The following is a 19720-nucleotide window of genomic DNA, read 5'->3' as shown; positions in this document are numbered from 1 at the left end:
GTCCGCTACCGGACCTTGTTCGAGAAGTTTCCGTGGACGCTGTACCGGGCGATGGCGCCGTCCTCCCGGTGGAAGATGTACGCCTCTCCCGGTTCGCCGTCGTCCCGTATGCGCCGGAATGTATCGCCACCCTCGTGCCGCAGCTTCGTCATCGCTTCGAGCGGATCGTTCGAGGGGACGCCGAGGGCCGCGAGACCATCGTCCCATCGGAGGATGACCGTCTCTCCCCACGTGGACTGGTACAGTCCCTCGTACTCCGCCAGAGATGCCGGACGCGCGGTGCCGCCGCCCGGGTCGCTCCGGATTTCCTCGAACGCCGCGCCGAGCGTCGCCATCATCTTCGTCCACACGTCGGTGGGGTTGGCGAGGGCGTTCATCATCACCACGCCCGCCAGCTTTTTCGCCGGAATGAGCTGGAAGGTCGAGCGGAAGCCCGGGCAACTCCCGCCGTGGCCCACCGCGCGTTCCCCGTCGCGGCGCGAGACCGCGAACCCGAGCCCCCACATCGTGTCGAAGTCGGGGTCGACCCAGTGCACGCGGTGCATCTCCCTCAGCGTGTTCGCGTCGAGAATCTCCGTCCCCCCGTTCTCCAGCAGCCGGAACTGCCACGAGGCGAGGCGCGCCAGATCCTCGACGGTGGAGGCGAACCCCGCCGCGGACGCCATCCCCAGCGCCTGGAAGAAGGGGGCCTCGGCCCGTTGGCCGTCCCGCTCGAGCCGCGAATACCCGGTGGCGTAGCGGCCGCCCCTGTGCTCGACGGGAATGTCCGGGTACGTGTCCGACATCCCCAGCGGCTCCAGGATCCGGCTCCGGATGTACTCGTCGTACCCCATCCCCGAAGCCTGCTCGACCAACTGCCCCGCCAGCGCCATGCCCAGGTTCGAGTACTGGAAGTAGCGGCGTCCGGGGTAGAGCGTCTCCTGCTCCGCGAGCCCTTCGATGATCTCGTCCGCGGTGGGGAAGGGATGGTCGGGACCCGTCCAGTAGGGGTGCGCCGATTCGCGCGGGAGTCCCGAGGAGTGGGTGAGGATTCCCTCCACGCTCACGCTCGGACCGTCGGGATAGACTTGGGCGAGGTCGTACCGCGGAAGGTGCGTGGAGACGGGGTCGTCGAGACCCAGCTTGCCCTCGTCCCGCTGCTGCATCACGCCGATGGAGGTGAAGAGCTTCGAGATCGAGCACACCGAATACATCGTCGACGGGGTCGCGGGGACCTCGGTCTCCCGGTGCGCGTACCCGTAGCCCCGGGCCCAGACGAGGTCCTGGTCGTGCACGAGCGCCGCGGACACGCCGGGGATCTTCTCGTACGCCATCTTCGCGTCGAGCCACGCCTCGAACAGCGCCACCGCCTGCTCGAAGCGCGGATCGTTCACGGGATCGCCGTTCCCCTGGGCGCACCCGGACGCGGGAGCCGCGAGCACGACGGCGACGACGAAGGCGGCGGCGCGACGCCACGGACGGCCTCGGAATCGATGGGTCATGAGGCGCCTCCTTGAGGGCAGGGTCGGAATCTGAGTTCGGCCTCCGGCGGCGAGGCGTTGCTCAACTCTGGCGCGAACGCGGGGGGCGCGCCACCCTTCGGCATGGCTCTTCCACCGTTCTTCCACCCGCACGAAAGGACCGAGACATGCGGAGACTTGTCCTGGCCGCAGCCCTCGCGCTGGGCCTGGCCGGAACGCTCGCCATCGGAGGCGCGGCCCCGGTGAGCGCGCAGGACTCGCAACTGCTCGCCGTGGGCGAGATGGCGCCGGACTTCGCGCTGCCGGGGGCGACCCGGTACGGGGCGCTGGAGAACCCGATCCGGCTCAGCGACTACCGGGGCGAGACCGTCGTCCTCGCCTTCTTCTTCAGAGTCAGGACGCGTGGCTGAACGGTTCAGATGAGAGCGTACCGTGATCAGTACGCAAGCGTATTCAACGAGGGCCGGAACGTGGTTCTCGTGGGCATCTCGAACGACCCGGTCGACGAACTCGCGTCATGGCTGAAGGACGAGGACTTCCCCTTCCTGTTCGGGAGCGACGCGGACAATGAGGGGGGGACGTACGTCGCCTTCGGCGGAGGCCTGAGGGAAAGCAACGCGGTGGACAGCCGCGCCGTGATCGTGGTGGGGCCCGATGGCCGTGTGGCGGGCGTCATTCCGAGCTTCAACCAGGTCGACCCGGCCGCCTACAACGAACTCGCCGCCATCATCGACGAGGTGACGCCCGAGCCTGTGGACCCGTAGGAACTAATCCTCTCCCGCTTGCCGAGCGGAGAGGATTCCGGTGACGGCCCCGACGAGGTCCTGGTCGGGGCCGACGCCGGTGTAGGCGACCTTCCCTTCCGCATCGAGGATCACGACGATCGAGGTCGTGGTCGCGGAGTAGGCGCGCACCGCCTCGCCCTCGGCATCCCACAGGTAGGGGTATCCCGCCCCGTGCGCCTCTGCGTGTCGCCTCACCCGCCGCAGCGACTGGGCCACGGCCACGGCCACGGCGACGACGTTCACCTGCTCCCCGTAGTCGGCCACCACTTCGTCGATCTCGGGTTGGAGGCCCTCGCACTGCTCGCACCACGCGGCCCAGAACTCGATGAGCGTGGGCTTGCCGGCGGCGTAGTCGAGGAGTTGGACGGCGTTTCCGTCCAGATCCTCCAGCGCGGCGTCGGGTCCCGCCGTGCCGGTGGCGAGGCTCACCTGCCCCGCGCCCGCCTGACCGCTCAGGGGACCGGCAAGCGCGACCAACGCAACGATCGCCGGCAACGCGATCCGCCTGAATTCAGAGTTCGCAGATTCAAAGATCACAGAAAATATCCCGCCCGGATGAGGTAGAACTGCGCCATCCCGATCATGATGGCGGCGGCGGCCCGTTTCATCCAGATCATCCACGTTCCCGACTTCGGCAACACCGCGACCGTTCCCGAGAAGAGACCCACCGCGATGAGCACGGCGGTCATGCCGATCGAGAAGGTGAACAGGTAGACGAACCCCATGAGCCCGGCCTGTTCGGCGACGACCCAGGTCAGGACCACGGCGAAGGCGGGAGCGCCGCACGGCGCGGCCACGATGCCGGAGGTCGCGCCGAGCAGGAACACGGCCCGGTAGGACCCGCCGCCGTGGCTGCTCGCCCAGGCCAGGAGTCGCTTCGGCACCGGGACGGGGAACACGTCGAGCATGAACAGCGAGAAGAAGAGAAGGAGATTGCCGGTCGCGAACAGCGCCCAGAAGCTCGCCCCGATCGAGCCGAGCACGGTACCGCTGAGGCCGGCGATGACACCCAGCAGTGAATAGAGGAGCGCGAGCCCGAGAGCATACGTGAGCGTGAGTCCGATGGTGCGCTTTCGCGGCTGGTCCTCGCCCGCCGTCCCCGAGATGACGGAGAACGTGATCGGGATCATCGGCCAGATGCACGGGTTCGTGCTCGTGAGCACGCCCGCCCCGAAGAGCGCGCCGAGCGCGAGGAACGGGTTGTCGGAGAGCGCCGGGAGGAGCCCGCCCGCCGGCTCCACCTGCAGGGCCGCGAGGGAGACGGCTTCGACGGCGCCGGTTATGGCCGGGTCGATCACGGGACCAGCGGCTCCGCCGGGGGACCGCCGAAGACGATCACGCCGTCCTTCACCACGAGATCGATGTTGCGCAGGTCGGCAATGTCTTCCAGCGGGTCGCCGTCCACGAGGATCAGGTGCGCCCGGCGCCCCGGCTGCACCGTCCCGAAGTCGTCCTCCTTCCCGAGCCAGCGCGCGCCGTTCGCGGTCGCGGCCCGCAGGATGTCGGCGTTCGGCACACCGGCCTTCGCGTACGCCTCGAGTTCGTTGAACAGCCCGACGTTGTCCGTGCCCGCGAGCAGCGGGACTCCGACCTCCACCGCGCGCCGGACAAACTCGCCCATGCGCTCGTAGGCCTGCCGTCCGTTGTGGAACTCCTCCAGCGAGAAGCGCGTGCGGTCGCCGTCGTCGATCTCCTGGATGAACAGCGTGGGGTCGAGTGCGGTCTCCGTCTCGGCCATGAGTTCGAGGAGCGACATGACCTCGGCGCTCTCCGGATCGATCTCCCGCCAGTCGGCCTGCATGCGCCCGACCGGGTTCCGTCCGCCGTCGAGCGACATGTCGCGACCGTCGGCCTGGATCTCGGGGGGCAGGAAGTCGCGCCACACCCGAATGTGGTTGAAACCGCTGATCCCGGCCTCGATCGCCTGCCGCCAACTCGTGCGAACCCCGATGTGCCCCGTAACCGGCAGTCCCTGCACGCGCGCCTCGGCCACGACGGCCGCAAGCACATCCGGGTCGAGGAGGAAGTACGCCTTGAGCAGATCGACGCCCTGTTCCTTGAGCGCGCGCACCAGCGCCGGGGCGGCGGCGGGGTCGTCGATGCTCACGTCCACCAGGGGGTGGTAGCCGGCGGGGCCGTCGATCAGCGGGCCGGCGGTGTACACGTCGGGGCCGGCCAGCACGCCCATCCGCACGGCATCCTTGAAGTCCATCGCGTCCTGGATCGCCGAGCCCGGATCGCGGATCGCCGTGACCCCGGCCGCGAGCAGATCCGCCCCGGCGAGGGGCTGCCAGTAGTGGTAGTGGTTGTCCATCAGCCCCGGGAGCAGCATGCGACCGCCCCCGTCGATGACCGGCGTGTCCGGCCCGATGTCGGGCATCCCGCCATCCTCCCCCATCCGCACGTCCGCGATCCTCCCGTCCCGGACGAGGACCGCCGCCGCAGGGACCGCCTCGTCGCCCGTGCCGTCGAACAGGCGGACGTTCGTGATCAGCAGATCGTCCGCGGGATCCTCGGCGATCGAGAAGCGAGCCTCGAAGGGAATCGGAGTGAACTCTCCGCTCTCCAGGTCCAGCCGCTGCATCCGCCGCCCCCCGAGGACGAGCAGCCACTCGCCGGAGGGATGGAACGCGAGCTGCTTCTGGTCGAAGGCGCTCAGGAAAAGCTTCCGCCATCCCGGCACCGACACGACGAGCTGATCGGCGCCGTTGTGCGTCATGACGTGCGCCCGCCGCGTCCCGTCCGGGGCCCACGCTACGGCCATCTCCCGCTCCAGCGTGTCCGTGACCCGCTCGAGCGACATCTCCTCCAGGTCGAGTTCGTACAGGTCCGTGCCGTCGAAGCGCCCCGTCTCGAGGAGGATCCGGTTCCCGTCCGGCGAGAGGGCGAACGACCACTCGTGCCAGCTCTGCGTGTGCGTGATCTGCTCCGCCTCGCCCCCCGCCAGCGGGATCCGCCACACGTGCGCCTCGTACTGCGAGCGGTCGTCCACGAAGAAGAGTTGGCTTCCGTCCGGGTGGAACTGCATGTGCCCGACCGACCCCGGGACGCCATGCAGGAAGCGGACGCCCCCCGTGGCCATGTTGCGGACGAGAATGTCCGCCCCCTGGCGGGATCTCGCGGCGTAGGCGAGGAAGCGGCCGTCCGGCGACCAGGCGGGCCGCGTGTCCCACGTGGCCCCGTCCGTGAGCTGGCGCGCCGTGCCGCCCTCGGCGGGAAGCGTCCAGATCTTCCCCAGGATGGAGACCGCGATCGTCGACCCGTCCGGCGAGAACGCGGGATCCCGGGCCCCGATATCCACGGTTACGTGCGACTGCCCCCGGACTCCGCCCACGCCCAGCGCGAAGCCCACCGCGACGGCGAGGAGCCCGAGCCTTCGCCTCATCCGCGCGCTGATCTCGCTCATCCCGGCAACTCTCCGTTCAGCTCCATGTAGACGCGCTGAATCGCGCGCGGCTTCTGGCTGTCTCGCAGCGACCATTCCTCGATGGCGCCGAACATCGCCGCCTCGGCGGCCTCTTCGGCGCTCATCCCTTCGCCGTGGAATCGCGTCGCCTCCTCCACAACCTGCTGCACCGCAGCGCGGAACGACACGAGGCCGGCCTCGAGAATCTCCGGCGACTCCATCACCCCGTGTCCGGGGACGTAGACATCCACGTCCATCTCGAGCGCGCGGTCCAGCATCGCCACCCACTCCGAGGGATACGCGGACCGCATGGCCGGGAAGATGTGCTTCAGGTACGTCTCGCTCATGAACAGCACCTTCCCCTCGGGCACGTACACGACAAGGTCCCCCCCGGTGTGCGCGCGGCCGAGATGAAGGAGCCGGATCTCGCGCCCGCCGAGTTCGAGCACGGTATCGTCGCCCACGACCTCGGTCGGGACGATGACCGGGGGCGCCTCCGCCGGCCGGTTCGGGTCCGCCGCGCTCGCCTCCAGGATCGCCGCGGAAGTGGGGTGCGCAAGGAAGCGAGCCTCCGAGGGGAAGGCGGAGTTCCCGCCCGTGTGGTCCCCGTGATCCGAAGCGACCACGACGTGCGTGATCGGCCGGTCCGTCATGCCCGCGATCGTGTCGACGAGCCGCTGGGTCTCCTCGGGATTCTCCTGACCGTCCGCGACGAGCACCCCTTCCGGCGTGATGACGATGAGGCTCACCGTCGTGATGATCTCGCCCCCGGCCGCATGGATCTGCTCGTAGGCGTAGACGTCGTCCGCGACTTCGATCACGCGCGGATAGTCCGCGTCCGTGAACCCGTGCGCGTAGGGATCCGACGTCGCCGGCCCCGCCCGTGTGGCACCTAACGAAGCTTCCTGCGACGTGCCGCAGCCGCCCGCCGACACGACCAGTAGCCAGCACAGAATCCGCCGCTGATTCATCATTCATCACCCTCCGGTATCGCGCCGTCTTGTGACACTCCCCCGAACGATGATCACCGCCCGTTCCCCTGGACTAGACCGCTCGTGGCTCTTCTGAACATGCCGGAGCGTTTCTCGGAACGAAAGCGACGCGGCACTCGCCGTTTCGGTGGTGATTTGACAAACGCCGATCTGATGGATAAAGCGACATCTAATGGCATATATTGCCGTGTTCCGTCCGCATAGCTATCTTTTTGATACCTTGAGGCGCAGAGGAGTCGCGCGAGGGGAGCCGGAGGTGACACACGCCTCCGATCAACCACTCCTCGAAGGAGAACTCATGAGTACGAATCGCACGAAGGAATACGTCACGAACGTTCTCGACGGCGACACCTTTGAGACGAGCAGCAGCCTCCCCGACGTCAGGCTAGAAGGGGTCGACACGCCCGAGCAGGGTGAGCCTGGGTATTTGGAGGCGAAGGCAGCACTTAAGAGACTCATCCTCGACCGGTTCGTGGACATCGAGACCAAGGCGCGCGACATTTACGGCCGTCGTGTTGCTCAGGTCTGGGTCGATGGTCGTAGCGTCAACCAAGCTATGAAACGGTACAGCAAGCAGCCGGTCTAGTGGCACACGGTTGGGCAGGTGACGGCTCTCGTTCGACCAACACTGGAGTGTTTGTGGCAGGACGGAGCCGTGCATCTGCCTCCCCGATCTTGGTCGCAGGCGCGAACTGTACGTTTGTCGGCATTGGCTTTTGGCTGCTTGACGGTTTCTGGACAACGTGCATCGCGTAGATTCATGTCAAACTGAGGCTCAGCTCATGGCAATCGACCATCAGGAGCTTGCCCGCCGTCTCCGTGAGGTTCGAGAGAGCTGCAGCATGACCCAGGCGGCGGTCGCAAAGTACGTAGGCATCGCGCGATCGGCGGTCACGGAGATCGAGACGGGGCGTCGCCGCGTGTCCGGGCTCGAGCTGCATCGGCTCGCCTATCTGTACGGGCGCGACCTAGAGGAACTCCTGACCGACGAGTTCGTAGAGCGCGAGCCGATCACCGCATTGTTCCGCCGACACCAGGAGTCCTCGGTTGACGAAGCCACGCTGGAGGCCCTGCGCAGGTGCGTCGTACTTGGGCGGGAAGTCGCGAATCTGGAGGGACTTCTCGGAGTCCGCCGCGCATCGCTCGGCACGCCCAGTTATGCCTTCTCCACGCCGGACACGAAATGGGAAGCGGTGCGTCAAGGCTCGCGAGCCGCAGCGGACGAACGCCGCCGCCTAGACTTGGGCGAAGCCCCGCTTCCGGACGTGGCGGAACTTCTTGAGGACCAAGGTATCGTCGCTGCGCAGGAAAGCCTCCCGGAAGACGTTTCCGGGCTAACCCTGATCGACCCCGAACATGGCGTCCTGACCGCCGTCAACGTCGACCATCATTTTCTCCGGCGGCGGTTTTCCTTTGCCCACGAATACGCCCATGTCCTGTGCGACCGCGAGGGACGGGGGACGGTAAGCCGGGCAAGCGAAAGGGACAGCTTCGAGGAGGTTCGCGCCAACGCCTTCGCCGCGGCCTTTCTTATGCCGGAAGCGGGCATCCGTTCCATGATCCACCGGTTCGCCAAGGGCCATGCGAGTCGCAACCGGGCAGACATCTTCGATGAGGACTCGGCACTTAGCGTCGAGGGGCGCACGCCCCCCGGGAGCCAGCGGCTGCAGTTGTACGATGTCGTTCGCCTCGCCCATCGGTTTCGCGTGAGCTGTGCCGCGATGCTTTATCGTCTCAAAGCTTTGCGTCTCATCAGCGAACAGGAACGCGCCAAGCTCGCCCAAGAAGACCTCGCCGGACGGACCAAGCAGCTAAGGGCGACCCTCAGCCTGCCGGAGCCGGACCACGCCGAGGCTCGGAAGCAGTCTCGATCCCGCTTCTTGTCCCTCGCAATCGAAGCGTACCGCCGCGAGGACATCTCGACCGGGAAATGGCGGGAACTCGTGCGCCTGATCGATGAGGAGGCCGACCCCGACAGCATCCTCGAGGATGCTGGTCTCGCCGAGCCGGAATCGCTGCCTGTGATGGTCGGCGACCATGAACCCCTGTAGGGTGGATGCCGCTGCGGAAACATCGACCCGCCGCAGCGCATGCACCACGTAGCGGTCGACGCCAGCGTCCTCATCAATTTTCTTATCCTTGAGCGCTGCGACCTCCTCGGCAGGCTTCCCAAACACCGGTTCATGGTGCTCGCTCGAGTGCATGAAGAAGTCACGCGATCCAAACAGCGAGAGATTCTCTCCCAGGCCATAGCGGCGGGATTCGTTAGGCCCGCACCATCACCGCACCCTGCAGAACTACTGCTGTCCGTGGGGCATGAGCGGATCATGGGCCGCGGAGAGGCGGCTTGCCTAGCGGCGGCGGAATACCGCCGCTGGCTCTTCGCGTGCGATGAGCGTCGCCGGGTGCGTCGCATTGCCGTTGAACGCGTCGGCGAGGGACGTATCCTTACGACGGCGGGCATACTTGTCCGTGCCATCCGCAGCGAGATCATCACCGTTCCGGAGGCCGATGCACTGAAGGCGGCTCTCGAGAGGAGCCGTTTCCGAATGGATTTCGAGTCGTTCTCCGACTGTATGCCTTGAGACCCCCTTCTGGCCACTCAAGTGGTTTCGTGCAGGGCTTCCGCTACCAAACCACGAGCCGGACTGGTCGGGATGGGAAGGGACATGCTAGCGTTGAAAGTTATCGCCGATCGCCCACGCTGCGGAAACGAGGTGTGCCATGAGAAAGTCCCGATCGATCCTTCCCCTGCTCGCGCTGTTTGCGGTTTCGGCCTCGGCGCTCGCGGGCCAGCAGCGGAACATGACGGCGGAAGAGCGCGCCCGGATGGCGGCGGAGCGCGAGCGCCGCACCCAGGAGGAACTCGTGTCGGAGCGGCCCATCGAGGCCTTCGACACAGTGTGGATCGAGGAGATGACGTGGATGGAGGTCCGGGACGCGATGGCGGCCGGCAAGACCACCGCGATCATCACGACGGGCGGCATCGAGCAGAACGGGCCGTACCTCGCCACCGGCAAGCACAACTACGTGTTGCAGGGCGCCTGCGAGGGCGTGGCCCGCGAACTCGGTAACGCGCTCTGCGCGCCGATCGTCAAGCTCGTCCCCGAAGGCGACATCGACGAGCCGTCGGGCCACATGCGGTATCCGGGCACGATCAGCCTTCGCCAGGAGACATTCGAGGCGGTGCTCGATGACGTGGCGTCGAGCCTCAAAGCGCACGGGTTCGAGCATATCATCCTGTTCGGCGACAGCGGCGGGAACCAGTCGGGCATGGAGGCGGTCGCGGCCCGCCTGAACGAGCGCTGGTACGACGGGCAGGCGCACTTCATCCCCGAGTTCTACCGCTATCGCGACGTTCACCAGTGGATGAATGACGAACTCGGCATCTTCGAAACCGACCCCGAGGGGATCCACGACGACTTCGTCATCACTGCGATCATGATGGTCGAGGACCCGGCCATGGTGCGCTACGACGAGCGCGTGGCCGCCGGCCGGGCCAGCATCAACGGCGTCTCGATCGCCCCGAAGGAGGAGGCGATCGCCACCGGGAAGAAGCTGCTCCGCTTCCGGGTGGAGGAGACGGTGAAGGCGATCCGGGCCTCGATCGAGGCGAGCATGGCGGAAGCGGGGCGATGAGACCTGCCCGGATCCTGGTGTCCGCCGCGGTCATCGCGGCGCTGTGCGCCGAGACGTTGCCGCTCGCGGCACAGATTCCCCTCGGCAACCCCAGCGGCCGCGGGCAGACGGTGACTCCCGCCTACGAGGGCTGGTATCCGAACGCGGACGGCACGCTGTCCCTGTCGTTCGGCTACTTCAACCGCAACTTCGACGAGACGATCGAGGTCGCGCTGGGGCCCGAGAACCTGATCGAGCCGGCGGAGTTCCAGGGCGTCCAGCCCACGTCCTTTGCGCCGCGGCGCCACTACGGCGTGTTCGTCGTCCGTGTCCCGGCGGACTTCGGCGAGAGGAAGATGTACTGGACGCTGACGATGCGCGGACAGACCCTTCGCGTCCCGGGCCATTTGCACCGTGACTGGCAGATTGACGCGCTCAAGGGCGAAGCCGGTGACGGGAACACGCCTCCCGTCCTTCGCTTCGGAGCCGGCGACGAAGGCGCGGGGCCGGCCGGCGCCTGGGGAGGCCCCCTCGCGGCCCGGGTCGGGGAACCGCTCAATGTGAGCGTCCACGTCCGGGACGACGGTGTGGGACGCAGTCACTTCGTCGCGGGGAGTCGCGACGGCTCGCCGGTCAACCTCACGTGGTTCAAGCACCAGGGTCCGGGCGATGCCGAGTTCGCCGAGCCGACCGCCCGCGTCCCGGCCAGTGGAGCCGAAGCCATCACGCCGGTCACCTTCAGCGAGCCAGGCAAATACATCCTGCGCGTGCGGGCGAACGACGGATCGGGCGTCGCCGCCGCCGGGCACGCCCAATGCTGCTGGACGAACGGGTTCGTTCGGGTCATGGTCAATCCGTGACGCGAGCTTTCCGAGTCAGGTTGGAGGATCAAGCCATGAGACAGCTACCGATCTCCCGTAAGCGAGCCGCCATCGCAGTCGGCACGGTACTCGGCGCGGCACTCGGCGCCCTGGGCGCTGCGGGACCGGCGCAGGCGCAGGAGAACGGTCCCGGGGAGGTGACCTTCAACCGGGACGTGGCGCCGATCCTCCAGGCGAACTGCCAGGAGTGTCACCAGGAGGGCTCCATCGCCCCCATGTCGCTCCTCACCTACCGGGACGCCTACCGCTGGGCTTCCGGGATCCGCGAGAAGGTCTCGAACCGCGTCATGCCGCCGTGGCACCTCGACCCGACTGTCGGGATCCAGGAGTTCAGGAATGACCGCAGCCTGTCGAGCGAAGAGATCGAGACCGTCCTAGCGTGGATCGATGGCGGCCGCGTGGAAGGCGATCCCGCGGATCTGCCGCCTCCCGCCGAGTTCCCCGATCCGAACGAATGGCGCCTCCTCGATGAGTTCGGCGAGCCCGACCTCGTCATCGCGTCCGAACCCTACACGCTCGAAGCCGAGACGATGGACAAGTGGTGGCGGCCCGTGACGCCGACCGGGATCACGGAGCCCCGCTGGGTGAAGGCGATCGAGATCAAGCCGGCCGGCAACGACGCGCGCACGATTACGCATCACGTCCTCGCCTTCCTCCAGCAGGACGAGGAGGAGAGCCCCATGAGCGCCGGTATCGTCGAGGCGAGCACCCGCGGCGGCGCGATGGGCGGCCCGGGCCTGTTCATGGAGTGGGCCGTGGGCAAGGAGGGCGAGATCTTCCCCGAAGGCGCGGGCAAGGTGATGCTCCCCGGCTCGCGGATCCGCTGGGAGGTCCACCTCCACGCCATGGGCAAGCTCGTCGAGGACAGCTATGTGGAACTCGGCGTCTGGTTCTATCCGAAGGGGGAGGAGCCCAGGAACCGCACCCGGCTCATGTTCTACAACGCCACGGGCCGGACGGGCCTCGACATCCCGCCGGGCGAGATTTCGGTCACGCAGGACTTCCATACGCTGCGCTGGCCCGCCCGCCTGGAGAACTTCCAGCCGCACATGCACATGCGCGGCAAGGCGATGTCGCTCGAGGCGATCTACCCGGATGGCCGCAAGGAGTTGATCAACCAGGTCGACAACTTCCAGTGGAACTGGCACATCAACTACATCTACGAAGAAGACGCCGCCCCGCTCCTACCCGCGGGCACCACCCTCGTCATCACCGCCTGGCACGACAACACGCCCGAGAACCCGAACAACCCGGACCACGAGCAGTGGGTCGACTACGGGGACCGGACCGTGGACGAGATGGCCCACCTGTGGGTGGACGTCACGTACCTCGATCCCGCGGAGTTCGAGGCGCTCGTCGCCACGCGCGAGGAGGCGAGGCGGGCCGCCAAGGCGGCAACGAACCACTCGAATCACTAGCCGACAGCCGGAAGACGGGCGCGGGGGATACGGACCGTTGGCCGCGACCGGTCAAGGCCTCACGCCCATGCTCGTCGTCCGCGACGTGGCGGCGAGTTCAGCTTGGTACGTCGAACTCTTCGGCTTCGTGAGCGGACGCGGCGGCCATCACTTCGAGCGACTCCTGGGGCAGGACGGAAGCATCGAACTGATGCTGCACCACCGTGAGTTCAAGGCCCACCCGGGAATGACGGACCCCTGCGAAGGGACGCCCGGCCGAGGCGTCCTCCTCTACTTTTACACGGACGATGCGCAGGCCGTGTTCGAGCGCGCCCGCGCCATGGGCGCCGACTGCCTCGACGAACCGCACGAGAACCCGAACGCCCGCTCGATCGAGTTCACCCTCCGGGACCCCGACGGCTACCCGATCTCCGTCTCCCAGCGCATCTCCGGCAGCGAATCGTAGTCCAGGGCTTCACCCACTCTCCACATGCGTGGCATTCTAGATGGTACTGTACATGGTACCAGAATCAGGTTATCCTGGTGATCCATGCGAACCAAGCACCGCAAGACTCTGGCGCGAGTCCACGGGAAGCCGACGCCGCCAGATATCCGGTGGGATCAGCTCAAGGCGATGCTGGAGGCCTGCGGCGTCGAGGTTCAGGAGCGGTCCGGATCGCGGGTCGGCCTGAAGAAAGACAACGAGAGGGTCGTAATCCACCGACCCCATCCCAGGCCCGTCGTGGGCCGGGAGACCGTTCGAGACATTGCGGCCTTCCTACGAGCAGTGGGAGTGGAGCCATGATGGAATACAAGGGATATCAGGCGGCCGTGGAGTTCGATGACTCGATCAACGTGCTCCATGGGCGGGTCATCAACAGCGGCCCGTATCCGATCGCGACGTTCGAAGCCACGGACACGTCGCAACTGCGCCGGGAGTTTCACCGCTCCATCGATGAGTATCTCGCCTGGTGCGAGGAAGACGGGGTCGAGCCGAAGCGGCCTTTCTCCGGCAAGCTGAACCTGCGCCTCGGCTCGGAGCTTCACGCGACGGTCGCCGCAGCGGCGGCGGCGCACCGGACGAGCATCAACTCCTGGATCGTCGACGCCGTGCGCGAACGGACGAACGCTCCGTATCAGACCAACAACGACTGACGGAGCCGTTCGGCCTCAGCAGCTGAGGCAGTTGTGGTTGTTCTTCGCGCCCATGCCCTCGAGGAGGGCGATCGTTTCGAAGAACGGCTGCACGCGCTGGATCGGGCCGTTCGCCATGTCGACCGTCGTCTGGCCGCTGCGGGCCACGATCAACGGATCCGCGCCCTTGCCGACGAGGTACTCGATCAACTCGTTGTGGCCGCGCGCCGCAGCGTAATGGAGCGCGCCGAACCCGTCCGAGTCGCGGCCGTTCACGTCCGCACCCAACTCTTCGACGAGGTATCTGGCCGTGGCCATCCATTCATCGGGCCGATGCCGGTGCTGGTTGCCCGTGCGTGAGCGTCCGTAGCCGTAACCGGCGGCAGCCACGAGGGGCGGGATGCCCGGACCCCCGACCTCGACCGGCGGCAGTCCGCTGGGATCCTCCTCTTCTTCTTCATCGTCCGCGGGACGACGGCGCCGGCGCTCGGGAGCCTTCCTCGTCGGCATGTGCGGATCGGCCCCAGCGGCCACGAGCATCTCCATGGCGGGGATGTCGAGCGCCTTCGCCGCCCGCCAGAACGGGGTCGCGCCGCTGAAGTTCACGCCGAGCAGGTCGAAGTTGTAGGCGGAATACCAGATGTGCGTATTCACGCGTGCGTTCGGATCCGCTCCGGCGGCGAGGAGCATCTCCATCAGCTCCATGTAGTCGAGTTCCTGCTGGCGGAACGCGGTGGGCTGCGGATAGAGCGCCTTCGGCGCCCAGCGGTTGGCGACCGTCGCGTAGAGGGGCGCCACGCCGTCCTCGCTGGCGAGGTTCGGGTCCGCTCCCTGCTCGAGCAGCCACGCGGCAAGGTCGTAGTGTCCGTTCACGGTGGCGACGACGAGCGGCGTGCTCTCGTCCCCCCCGGTCCTCCCGTCGATGTCCGCACCCGCCTCCAGGAGCGACTTGACGGTCTCGAAGTGACCCTCGCGAACCGCGTAATGGAGCGCCGTCATGCCGCCCTGCTTGCCGACGATGTCGGAATAGCCCAATGGCCGCGGCGCAGGCTTCGCGGCTTCGGCGTCTTCGGCCTCTTCTTCAGCCTCGGGAGGATCCTCGCCCTCCGGGGGATCCTCGCCCTGGGCCTCGTCAGGCTCCTCGGCCGGCGTCTCGTCGGCCGCGGCGGCCGCGGGTTCCTGGCCGGGGGTCGCGCCGGCGCCCTGCGTCGCGGGAGCCGTGCCCGTCTGGTCCCGAGCCGCCCGGTCGGCGGCTTCGCGCCGGGTCGGTTCCTGACCGGACGGCGTGTCTGTGCGCGTGATTCCGACCTCGGCGGTTTCGCCGCGAGCCTCGGCTTCGGCCTTCCGAATCGCCGTGAGCACTTCCCGCCGCCGGCCCCGGGCCTCGCTGTCGGTGCGTGCCTTCTCGACGAAATCCAGCACGCGCGAGGCGATCGACACGTCCGCCCCGTGTGCGATCAGCGCCTTCACGGCGTCGAGACGCCCGGCGGCAGCCGCGAAGATGAGCGGCGTCTGCCCGTTGGAGTTCTCTCGCGCGTCGACCTCGACCCCGGCCTCGAACAGGCTCGTGAGGGTCGGCACGTCCCCGCCCGCCGCAGCGAAGTGCAGGGGCGTAACGCCGGTCGTCGTCGCCGCGTCAGGGTCGCTGCCGGCCTCGATGAGGAGGGTGACCGCCTTGGCCCGGCCGTCCCGGCTCGCGAGGTGGAGTGGCGTGTAGGCGCCCAGGCGTGTGGTCGACGCGACGTTGGCCCCGGCGTAGACGAGCACGGACACCATCTCGGCGTCGCCCCTGAGAGCCGCCCAGTGGAGCGCGGTCATGCCGTCGCCCTGGGCCGCGTTCACGTCCGCCCCATCGCGGAGGAGCGTCCGCACGGACTCCAGGTCTCCGCGTGCCGCCGCTTCCGCTACCGGTGCGTCCATCGCCGCGGCCGCCCACAGGGTGGTCGCACAGAAGGCGACGAGGACCGCCGCCCGAAGACCGGCCTTGCCGGTTCTCTTCAACATCGATCTTGCCTCCGACCCTCCGCCCGGTCTCGCGGCTCAGTCCTGCGCGACCGCCGAGAACGAGAAGTCGCCCGTGCTGTCGCCGAAGCTCTCCATGTCCTCCAGGCCGAGCTTGTGCATCAGGCTCAGCATCACGTTCGCCATCGGGGTCCCGTCCGGCGCCTTGATGTGCATGTTGCCCTCGAGTTCGCCGCCGGCCTTGCCGACCACGAACAGCGGGCACCGCTTGTGGTTGTGCAGGTTCGAATCACCCATCGGCGAGCCGTACAGGATCATGGTCTTGTCGAGCAGGTTTCCGTCCGGCTCCTCGATGCTGGCCAGCTTCTCGAGCAGGTACGGCATCATGCTCACGTGGTAGCGGTTGATCTTCTCGTAGTCCCGCACGCGCTCTTCGCGGCCGCCGTGGTGCGAGGCCGGGTGGAAGCCGGCGTCCACACCGCTGCCCGGATACACGCGGCCCGACCCATCGCGGCCCAGCTTGAACGAGAACACCCGCGTGAGGTCCGACTGGAAGGCCAGGGCCTGCAGGTCGAACATGAGATGGACGTGCTCGGCGAAGTCATCCGGAACGCCAGGCGGGGCCTCGGGGATCTCACGCGTCTCACCGCTGCTGTTATACGCCTCGATGCGCTCGATGCGGCGTTCGATCTCGCGGATATTGTCGAGATACTGGTCCAGCCGCCTCTGGTCCGTGGGCCCCAGAGCGCGCTTGAGGCCGCTCACCTCGCCCACGATCCAGTCGAGGATGCTCCGATCCGTGCGCCGGCGCGCGGCCCGGTCCTCCGACGTGCCGCCGGCCCCGAACAACTGGTCGAACGCGGCCCGCGGGTCACGGATCATGGGCAGCGGCTCCGTCGGCGACGCCCAGCTGATCGTGTCCGTGTACACGCAGGCGTAGCCGTATGCGCACCCGCCCGCCTGGTCCACGTTCTCGATGCAGAGCTGCATGGAGGGGATCGGCGTGTCCTGCCCGAAGCGCTGCGCGTAGTACTGGTCCATCGAGGTGCCGACCAACACGTCCGAGCCCTCGGTCTGTTTCGCGTGCGCCTGCGTGAGGAAGGTGGCGCTGGAACGGAAGTGGTCGCCGCCGATCTCCTTCGGCGTCTTCGCCTCCGCGTTCTCGACGTCCGTGTTCGAGATGATCGTCAGGTAGTCGCGCCACGGCTCGAGCGGGCTCAGGCTGCTCGGCGAGAGGTCGAAGTCGCGCCCCACCTTCTCGGGCGACCACATGAACTGCGACGCGCCCCATTCGTTGCAGCCGGCGGCGCCGTGCACCATCTCGATGCCCACGAACCGCTTCACGTCCGTGAGCGACTTCGTGGAGGCCCACAGTCGGCCGGCCGGCAGCATCGCATCCAGGAACGGCAGCGCCACCGTCGCACCCAGGCCCTTCAGGGCCGTGCGGCGGGACATGTGCTTACCCGTGATGAGTTCCATGCTCACTCCTCCTGGTTTGTTCTCCCAAGCAGTTCCGGGACTGCGGGCGGTCCGGTCAGTGCTCGTCGCCCGACCCGCCGCCCGCGTCGATATCGTCTTCGGCCACCATCTCGACGGCGCTCATCTGGAAGGGCGCGCTCTTCACGACCTCGAGGATGAACGACGTCATGCGGTAATCGTCAGCTGCCGCCACGCGCGCGATCTCCCGCACGGTGGACATGTCGTAGTACTCGATCCGCCGGCCCAGGGCATAGGCCATGAGGTTCTCGATGAAGGTCCGGACGAGCGAGTCCTCGCGTTCGAGCAGCGCGGCCCGCAGGTCCGGGGCGCTCAGAATCGGCGTCCCGTCGTAGAGTTCGCCCGACGTGTCCACCGTCCGGCCCTGGTCCTTGATCCGCCACGCCCCGGTGACGTCGAAGTTCTCCAGCGCGAGGCCGATCGGGTCGATCACCCGGTGGCACGACCGGCAGGCTGGATTGGAGCGGTGCATCTCGAGCCGCTCGCGCACCGTGAGGAAGCGCCCCTCCTCCGCCTCATCCGTCGCCTCGAGATCCGGCACGTCGGGCGGGGGCGGGGGCGGGGGCGTCCCGAGCAGGACCTCCATCACCCACTTCCCGCGCAGGACGGGTGATGTTCGGTCCGCGTGCGAGGTCAGCGTGAGGATGCTCCCGTGGCCCAGCAGCCCGCGGCGCGCCTCGTCCGGGATCGCGACCCGGCGGAACTCCTCCCCGGTCACGCCCGGTATCCCGTAGTGCCGCGCGAGCCGCTCGTTCACGAACGTGTAGTCCGCGGTCAGCAGTTCGAAGAAGGGCGCGTCCGTGCGCAGGAGATGCTCGAAGAAGAGTTCCGTCTCCCGCAGCATCGCCTCGACGAGCCGGTGATCCCAGTACGGGTAGAGCAGCGCGTCGGGGTGGATCTTCTCCAGGTCCTGCAGGCGGAACCACTGGTAGGCGAAGCGCGTCGCCATGGCTTCCGCCCGCGCGTCGTCGAGCATGCGTCGCGTCTGGGCCTCCAGCACCGCCGGATCCGAGAGGCGTCCGCCGTCGGCCAGCGCCACGAGTTCCTCGTCCGGGTGCGTGCCCCACACGAAGTAGGAGAGCCGCGTGGCGAGATCGACGTCGCTCAGACGGTAGATCTCCCCGGGCGCCACGTCCGCCGGCATCTCCTCGAGACGGAAGACGAAGTGGGGACTCGCGAGGATCGCCTGGAGCGCGGTGCGGATCCCGATCTCGAACCCGCCCTCCTCGACGCCGAGGTCGAAGAACACCAGAAGGTCTTCGACATCGTCGGTCTCCAGCGGCCGGCGATAGGCCTTGGCCGCCAGCGTCCTGATGATCTGCCGGGCGCAGGGCCGCTCCTCCTCGGGCGCCGTGGGCCGGCACGAGAAGATCCGCTTGCGGCTCGGCGTCTCCGAGATGCCGGTGACCGCGAACGGTCCCGTGACGAGGAAGTCGCGCAGGTGCGGGAGTGTCGTCACGCCGTAGGCGCTGCCGATGTTCGAGTCGGCCAGCTTGTAGTCGATCGGCTTGATGAGGTCGTTGTCCGGCCCCTCGGCGTTGAGGAGGAAAGCCGCCGTGACCCGCTGTGGACCCGCCCGCACATGGATGGGCTCGGTCTCGATCACCATCCCCTGCGGGTCCGACTCCGACATGAACGGGTCGATCTCGAGCAGCGCGACGCGTGCCCCGTCGATCGAGACCTCGATCTTCTCATCGGGAGCGGTCATGCCGTACAGGAACCCCGTCGGACCCGGGTGCATGTCCATCTTGAACACGTACTCCCCGTCCGCGGGGAAGACGTGGATGACGGAGATCCCGCCCCGCGTGCCGAAGGGCGCGCCCTCGGCGCGAACCGCCTGCGACGCCGTCTTGGGCACCTTGTAGGTGACCTGGCGCGGGCCCGCGTCCGGATCGCCGATCGCCATGCGGCTGATCTCGCTCGCCGCCCGCAGATAGCCCTCCATCAACGTGGCGGACATCATCTGGACATCGGCGATGTTGTCGAAGTTGTCGCTGATCGTTTCCGTCGGGAGAAACGCCTCCATGTCGACGTCCAGGTCGAGCAGATCCCGGGCCGCCCGGCGGTACTCCGCCCGGTTGAGGCGCTGGAAGGTCCGCGTCCCCGGGTTCGGATTCGCGCGCGCCGCCGCGTCCATGCGCGTCTCGAGTTCCTCGACCACCGCCGTCAGGGTCGCCTCTTCCGGACGCCGGATGCCGGGCGGCGGCATCATGCCGGCGCGAAGCTTGCGGATCATCTGTTCGGCGGTCTCGGGGTCGGCCTGCGGCGCGGCGGCGTCGAACTCGAGGAAGGAGCGGTTGCCCGCCCTGCGCGAGTCGTTGTGACAGCGGGTGCACACGGTCTGGATGACCGAATTCGCGACGGTGTCCGGGGCGGGGGCGACCGCAAGGGCGTGCGAGGGCGCGCCGAGCGGCGCATCCTTGCCCGTAACGGCGAGATACAGCGCCGCCGTTCCCAGAGCCGCGATCGCGAACTTCTTCATGTGGACCTCACCGGCTGTCGCCCGACTGCTACCGGGCAAACACCGCGACCCAGCGCGGCGTTTGGACGCAATTCACCCTCCCCGCATCCAGCCTGTGCAAGATAGG

19 protein-coding genes are annotated in these 19720 nt (G+C 67.7%); 11 read left to right on the top strand and 8 right to left on the bottom strand.

Annotated elements, in window-relative coordinates; genetic code table 11:
- Positions 1 to 5: 5 nt before the first annotated feature.
- Positions 6 to 1481 carry a serine hydrolase domain-containing protein gene (locus ACOGXI_RS12645; protein ID WP_419939202.1) on the bottom strand — a complete coding sequence of 492 codons (1476 nt, stop codon included), beginning with the start codon at positions 1479 to 1481 and terminating at the stop codon, positions 6 to 8.
- 146 nt (positions 1482 to 1627) lie between these two features.
- Between ACOGXI_RS12645 and ACOGXI_RS12640 the strand changes: the two genes are divergently transcribed.
- Both ACOGXI_RS12640 and ACOGXI_RS12635 read left to right on the top strand, forming a co-directional pair.
- Positions 1628 to 1870: a hypothetical protein gene (locus ACOGXI_RS12640; RefSeq protein ID WP_310777596.1), complete on the top strand. Its 243-nt coding sequence runs from the start codon at positions 1628 to 1630 to the stop codon at positions 1868 to 1870.
- A 9-nt stretch (positions 1871 to 1879) separates the two neighbouring features.
- Positions 1880 to 2224 (top strand): peroxiredoxin family protein, encoded by a 345-nt coding sequence (locus ACOGXI_RS12635; RefSeq protein WP_419939201.1) that lies wholly within the window; start codon positions 1880 to 1882, stop codon positions 2222 to 2224.
- A 3-nt stretch (positions 2225 to 2227) separates the two neighbouring features.
- Here the strand turns inward: ACOGXI_RS12635 and ACOGXI_RS12630 are convergent, their stop codons facing one another.
- From ACOGXI_RS12630 to ACOGXI_RS12615, 4 genes are read right to left on the bottom strand one after another with little or no spacing between them, the layout of a single operon-like run.
- A complete protein-coding gene (locus ACOGXI_RS12630; protein ID WP_419939200.1) occupies positions 2228 to 2740 on the bottom strand; it encodes a TlpA family protein disulfide reductase in 513 nt (170 codons plus the stop codon).
- A 38-nt stretch (positions 2741 to 2778) separates the two neighbouring features.
- Positions 2779 to 3543, bottom strand: coding sequence for a cytochrome c biogenesis protein CcdA (locus ACOGXI_RS12625; RefSeq protein WP_419939199.1), 765 nt, complete (start codon positions 3541 to 3543; stop codon positions 2779 to 2781).
- Positions 3540 to 5651, bottom strand: a complete 2112-nt coding sequence (locus ACOGXI_RS12620; protein WP_419939198.1) for an amidohydrolase family protein — start codon at positions 5649 to 5651, stop codon at positions 3540 to 3542. The genes ACOGXI_RS12625 and ACOGXI_RS12620 overlap by 4 nt, the downstream gene beginning before the upstream one ends.
- Positions 5648 to 6625, bottom strand: a complete 978-nt coding sequence (locus ACOGXI_RS12615; protein WP_419939197.1) for an MBL fold metallo-hydrolase — start codon at positions 6623 to 6625, stop codon at positions 5648 to 5650. Before ACOGXI_RS12615 ends, ACOGXI_RS12620 begins: the two co-directional genes overlap by 4 nt.
- Before the next feature lie 316 nt (positions 6626 to 6941).
- On the opposite strand from ACOGXI_RS12615, the gene ACOGXI_RS12610 reads away from it, so the two are divergent.
- The 9 genes from ACOGXI_RS12610 to ACOGXI_RS12570 all read left to right on the top strand — a co-directional run bounded on the left by ACOGXI_RS12610 (position 6942) and on the right by ACOGXI_RS12570 (position 13694).
- A complete protein-coding gene (locus ACOGXI_RS12610; RefSeq protein ID WP_419939196.1) occupies positions 6942 to 7229 on the top strand; it encodes a thermonuclease family protein in 288 nt (95 codons plus the stop codon).
- 196 nt (positions 7230 to 7425) lie between these two features.
- Positions 7426 to 8694 carry an ImmA/IrrE family metallo-endopeptidase gene (locus tag ACOGXI_RS12605; RefSeq protein ID WP_419939195.1) on the top strand — a complete coding sequence of 423 codons (1269 nt, stop codon included), beginning with the start codon at positions 7426 to 7428 and terminating at the stop codon, positions 8692 to 8694.
- 39 nt (positions 8695 to 8733) lie between these two features.
- Positions 8734 to 9228: a hypothetical protein gene (locus tag ACOGXI_RS12600; protein WP_419939194.1), complete on the top strand. Its 495-nt coding sequence runs from the start codon at positions 8734 to 8736 to the stop codon at positions 9226 to 9228.
- 139 nt (positions 9229 to 9367) lie between these two features.
- Entirely contained in the window at positions 9368 to 10282 is a 915-nt protein-coding gene (locus ACOGXI_RS12595) for a creatininase family protein (RefSeq protein WP_419939193.1), read from the top strand.
- Positions 10279 to 11121 carry a hypothetical protein gene (locus ACOGXI_RS12590; protein WP_419939192.1) on the top strand — a complete coding sequence of 281 codons (843 nt, stop codon included), beginning with the start codon at positions 10279 to 10281 and terminating at the stop codon, positions 11119 to 11121. Before ACOGXI_RS12595 ends, ACOGXI_RS12590 begins: the two co-directional genes overlap by 4 nt.
- A 35-nt stretch (positions 11122 to 11156) precedes the next feature.
- The gene (locus tag ACOGXI_RS12585) at positions 11157 to 12560 is read left to right on the top strand and encodes a hypothetical protein (protein ID WP_419939191.1); all 1404 of its coding nucleotides are present in this window, start codon (positions 11157 to 11159) and stop codon (positions 12558 to 12560) included.
- A 37-nt stretch (positions 12561 to 12597) separates the two neighbouring features.
- On the top strand, positions 12598 to 13005 hold the full coding sequence (locus tag ACOGXI_RS12580) for a VOC family protein (protein ID WP_419939190.1): 408 nt from the start codon (positions 12598 to 12600) through the stop codon (positions 13003 to 13005).
- An 84-nt stretch (positions 13006 to 13089) separates the two neighbouring features.
- The gene (locus ACOGXI_RS12575) at positions 13090 to 13344 is read left to right on the top strand and encodes a type II toxin-antitoxin system HicA family toxin (RefSeq protein WP_419939189.1); all 255 of its coding nucleotides are present in this window, start codon (positions 13090 to 13092) and stop codon (positions 13342 to 13344) included.
- Complete coding sequence (locus tag ACOGXI_RS12570) at positions 13341 to 13694, top strand: type II toxin-antitoxin system HicB family antitoxin (protein WP_419939188.1); 354 nt, start codon at positions 13341 to 13343, stop codon at positions 13692 to 13694. The genes ACOGXI_RS12575 and ACOGXI_RS12570 overlap by 4 nt, the downstream gene beginning before the upstream one ends.
- 15 nt (positions 13695 to 13709) lie before the next feature.
- Here the strand turns inward: ACOGXI_RS12570 and ACOGXI_RS12565 are convergent, their stop codons facing one another.
- The 3 genes from ACOGXI_RS12565 to ACOGXI_RS12555 are packed head-to-tail and all read right to left on the bottom strand — an operon-like array spanning position 13710 to position 19614.
- Positions 13710 to 15677: an ankyrin repeat domain-containing protein gene (locus ACOGXI_RS12565; RefSeq protein ID WP_419939187.1), complete on the bottom strand. Its 1968-nt coding sequence runs from the start codon at positions 15675 to 15677 to the stop codon at positions 13710 to 13712.
- Positions 15678 to 15713: 36 nt separating this feature from the next.
- Positions 15714 to 17114: a DUF1552 domain-containing protein gene (locus ACOGXI_RS12560; RefSeq protein WP_419939186.1), complete on the bottom strand. Its 1401-nt coding sequence runs from the start codon at positions 17112 to 17114 to the stop codon at positions 15714 to 15716.
- 55 nt (positions 17115 to 17169) lie between these two features.
- On the bottom strand, positions 17170 to 19614 hold the full coding sequence (locus ACOGXI_RS12555; protein ID WP_419939185.1) for a DUF1592 domain-containing protein: 2445 nt from the start codon (positions 19612 to 19614) through the stop codon (positions 17170 to 17172).
- Positions 19615 to 19720: the final 106 nt, after the last annotated feature.

Source organism: Candidatus Palauibacter sp., assembly GCF_965208055.1.
Lineage (GTDB): Bacteria > Gemmatimonadota > Gemmatimonadetes > Palauibacterales > Palauibacteraceae > Palauibacter.
Note: the sequence above shows the minus strand (reverse complement) of the source record. Positions and strands in the feature narration are given on the sequence as shown.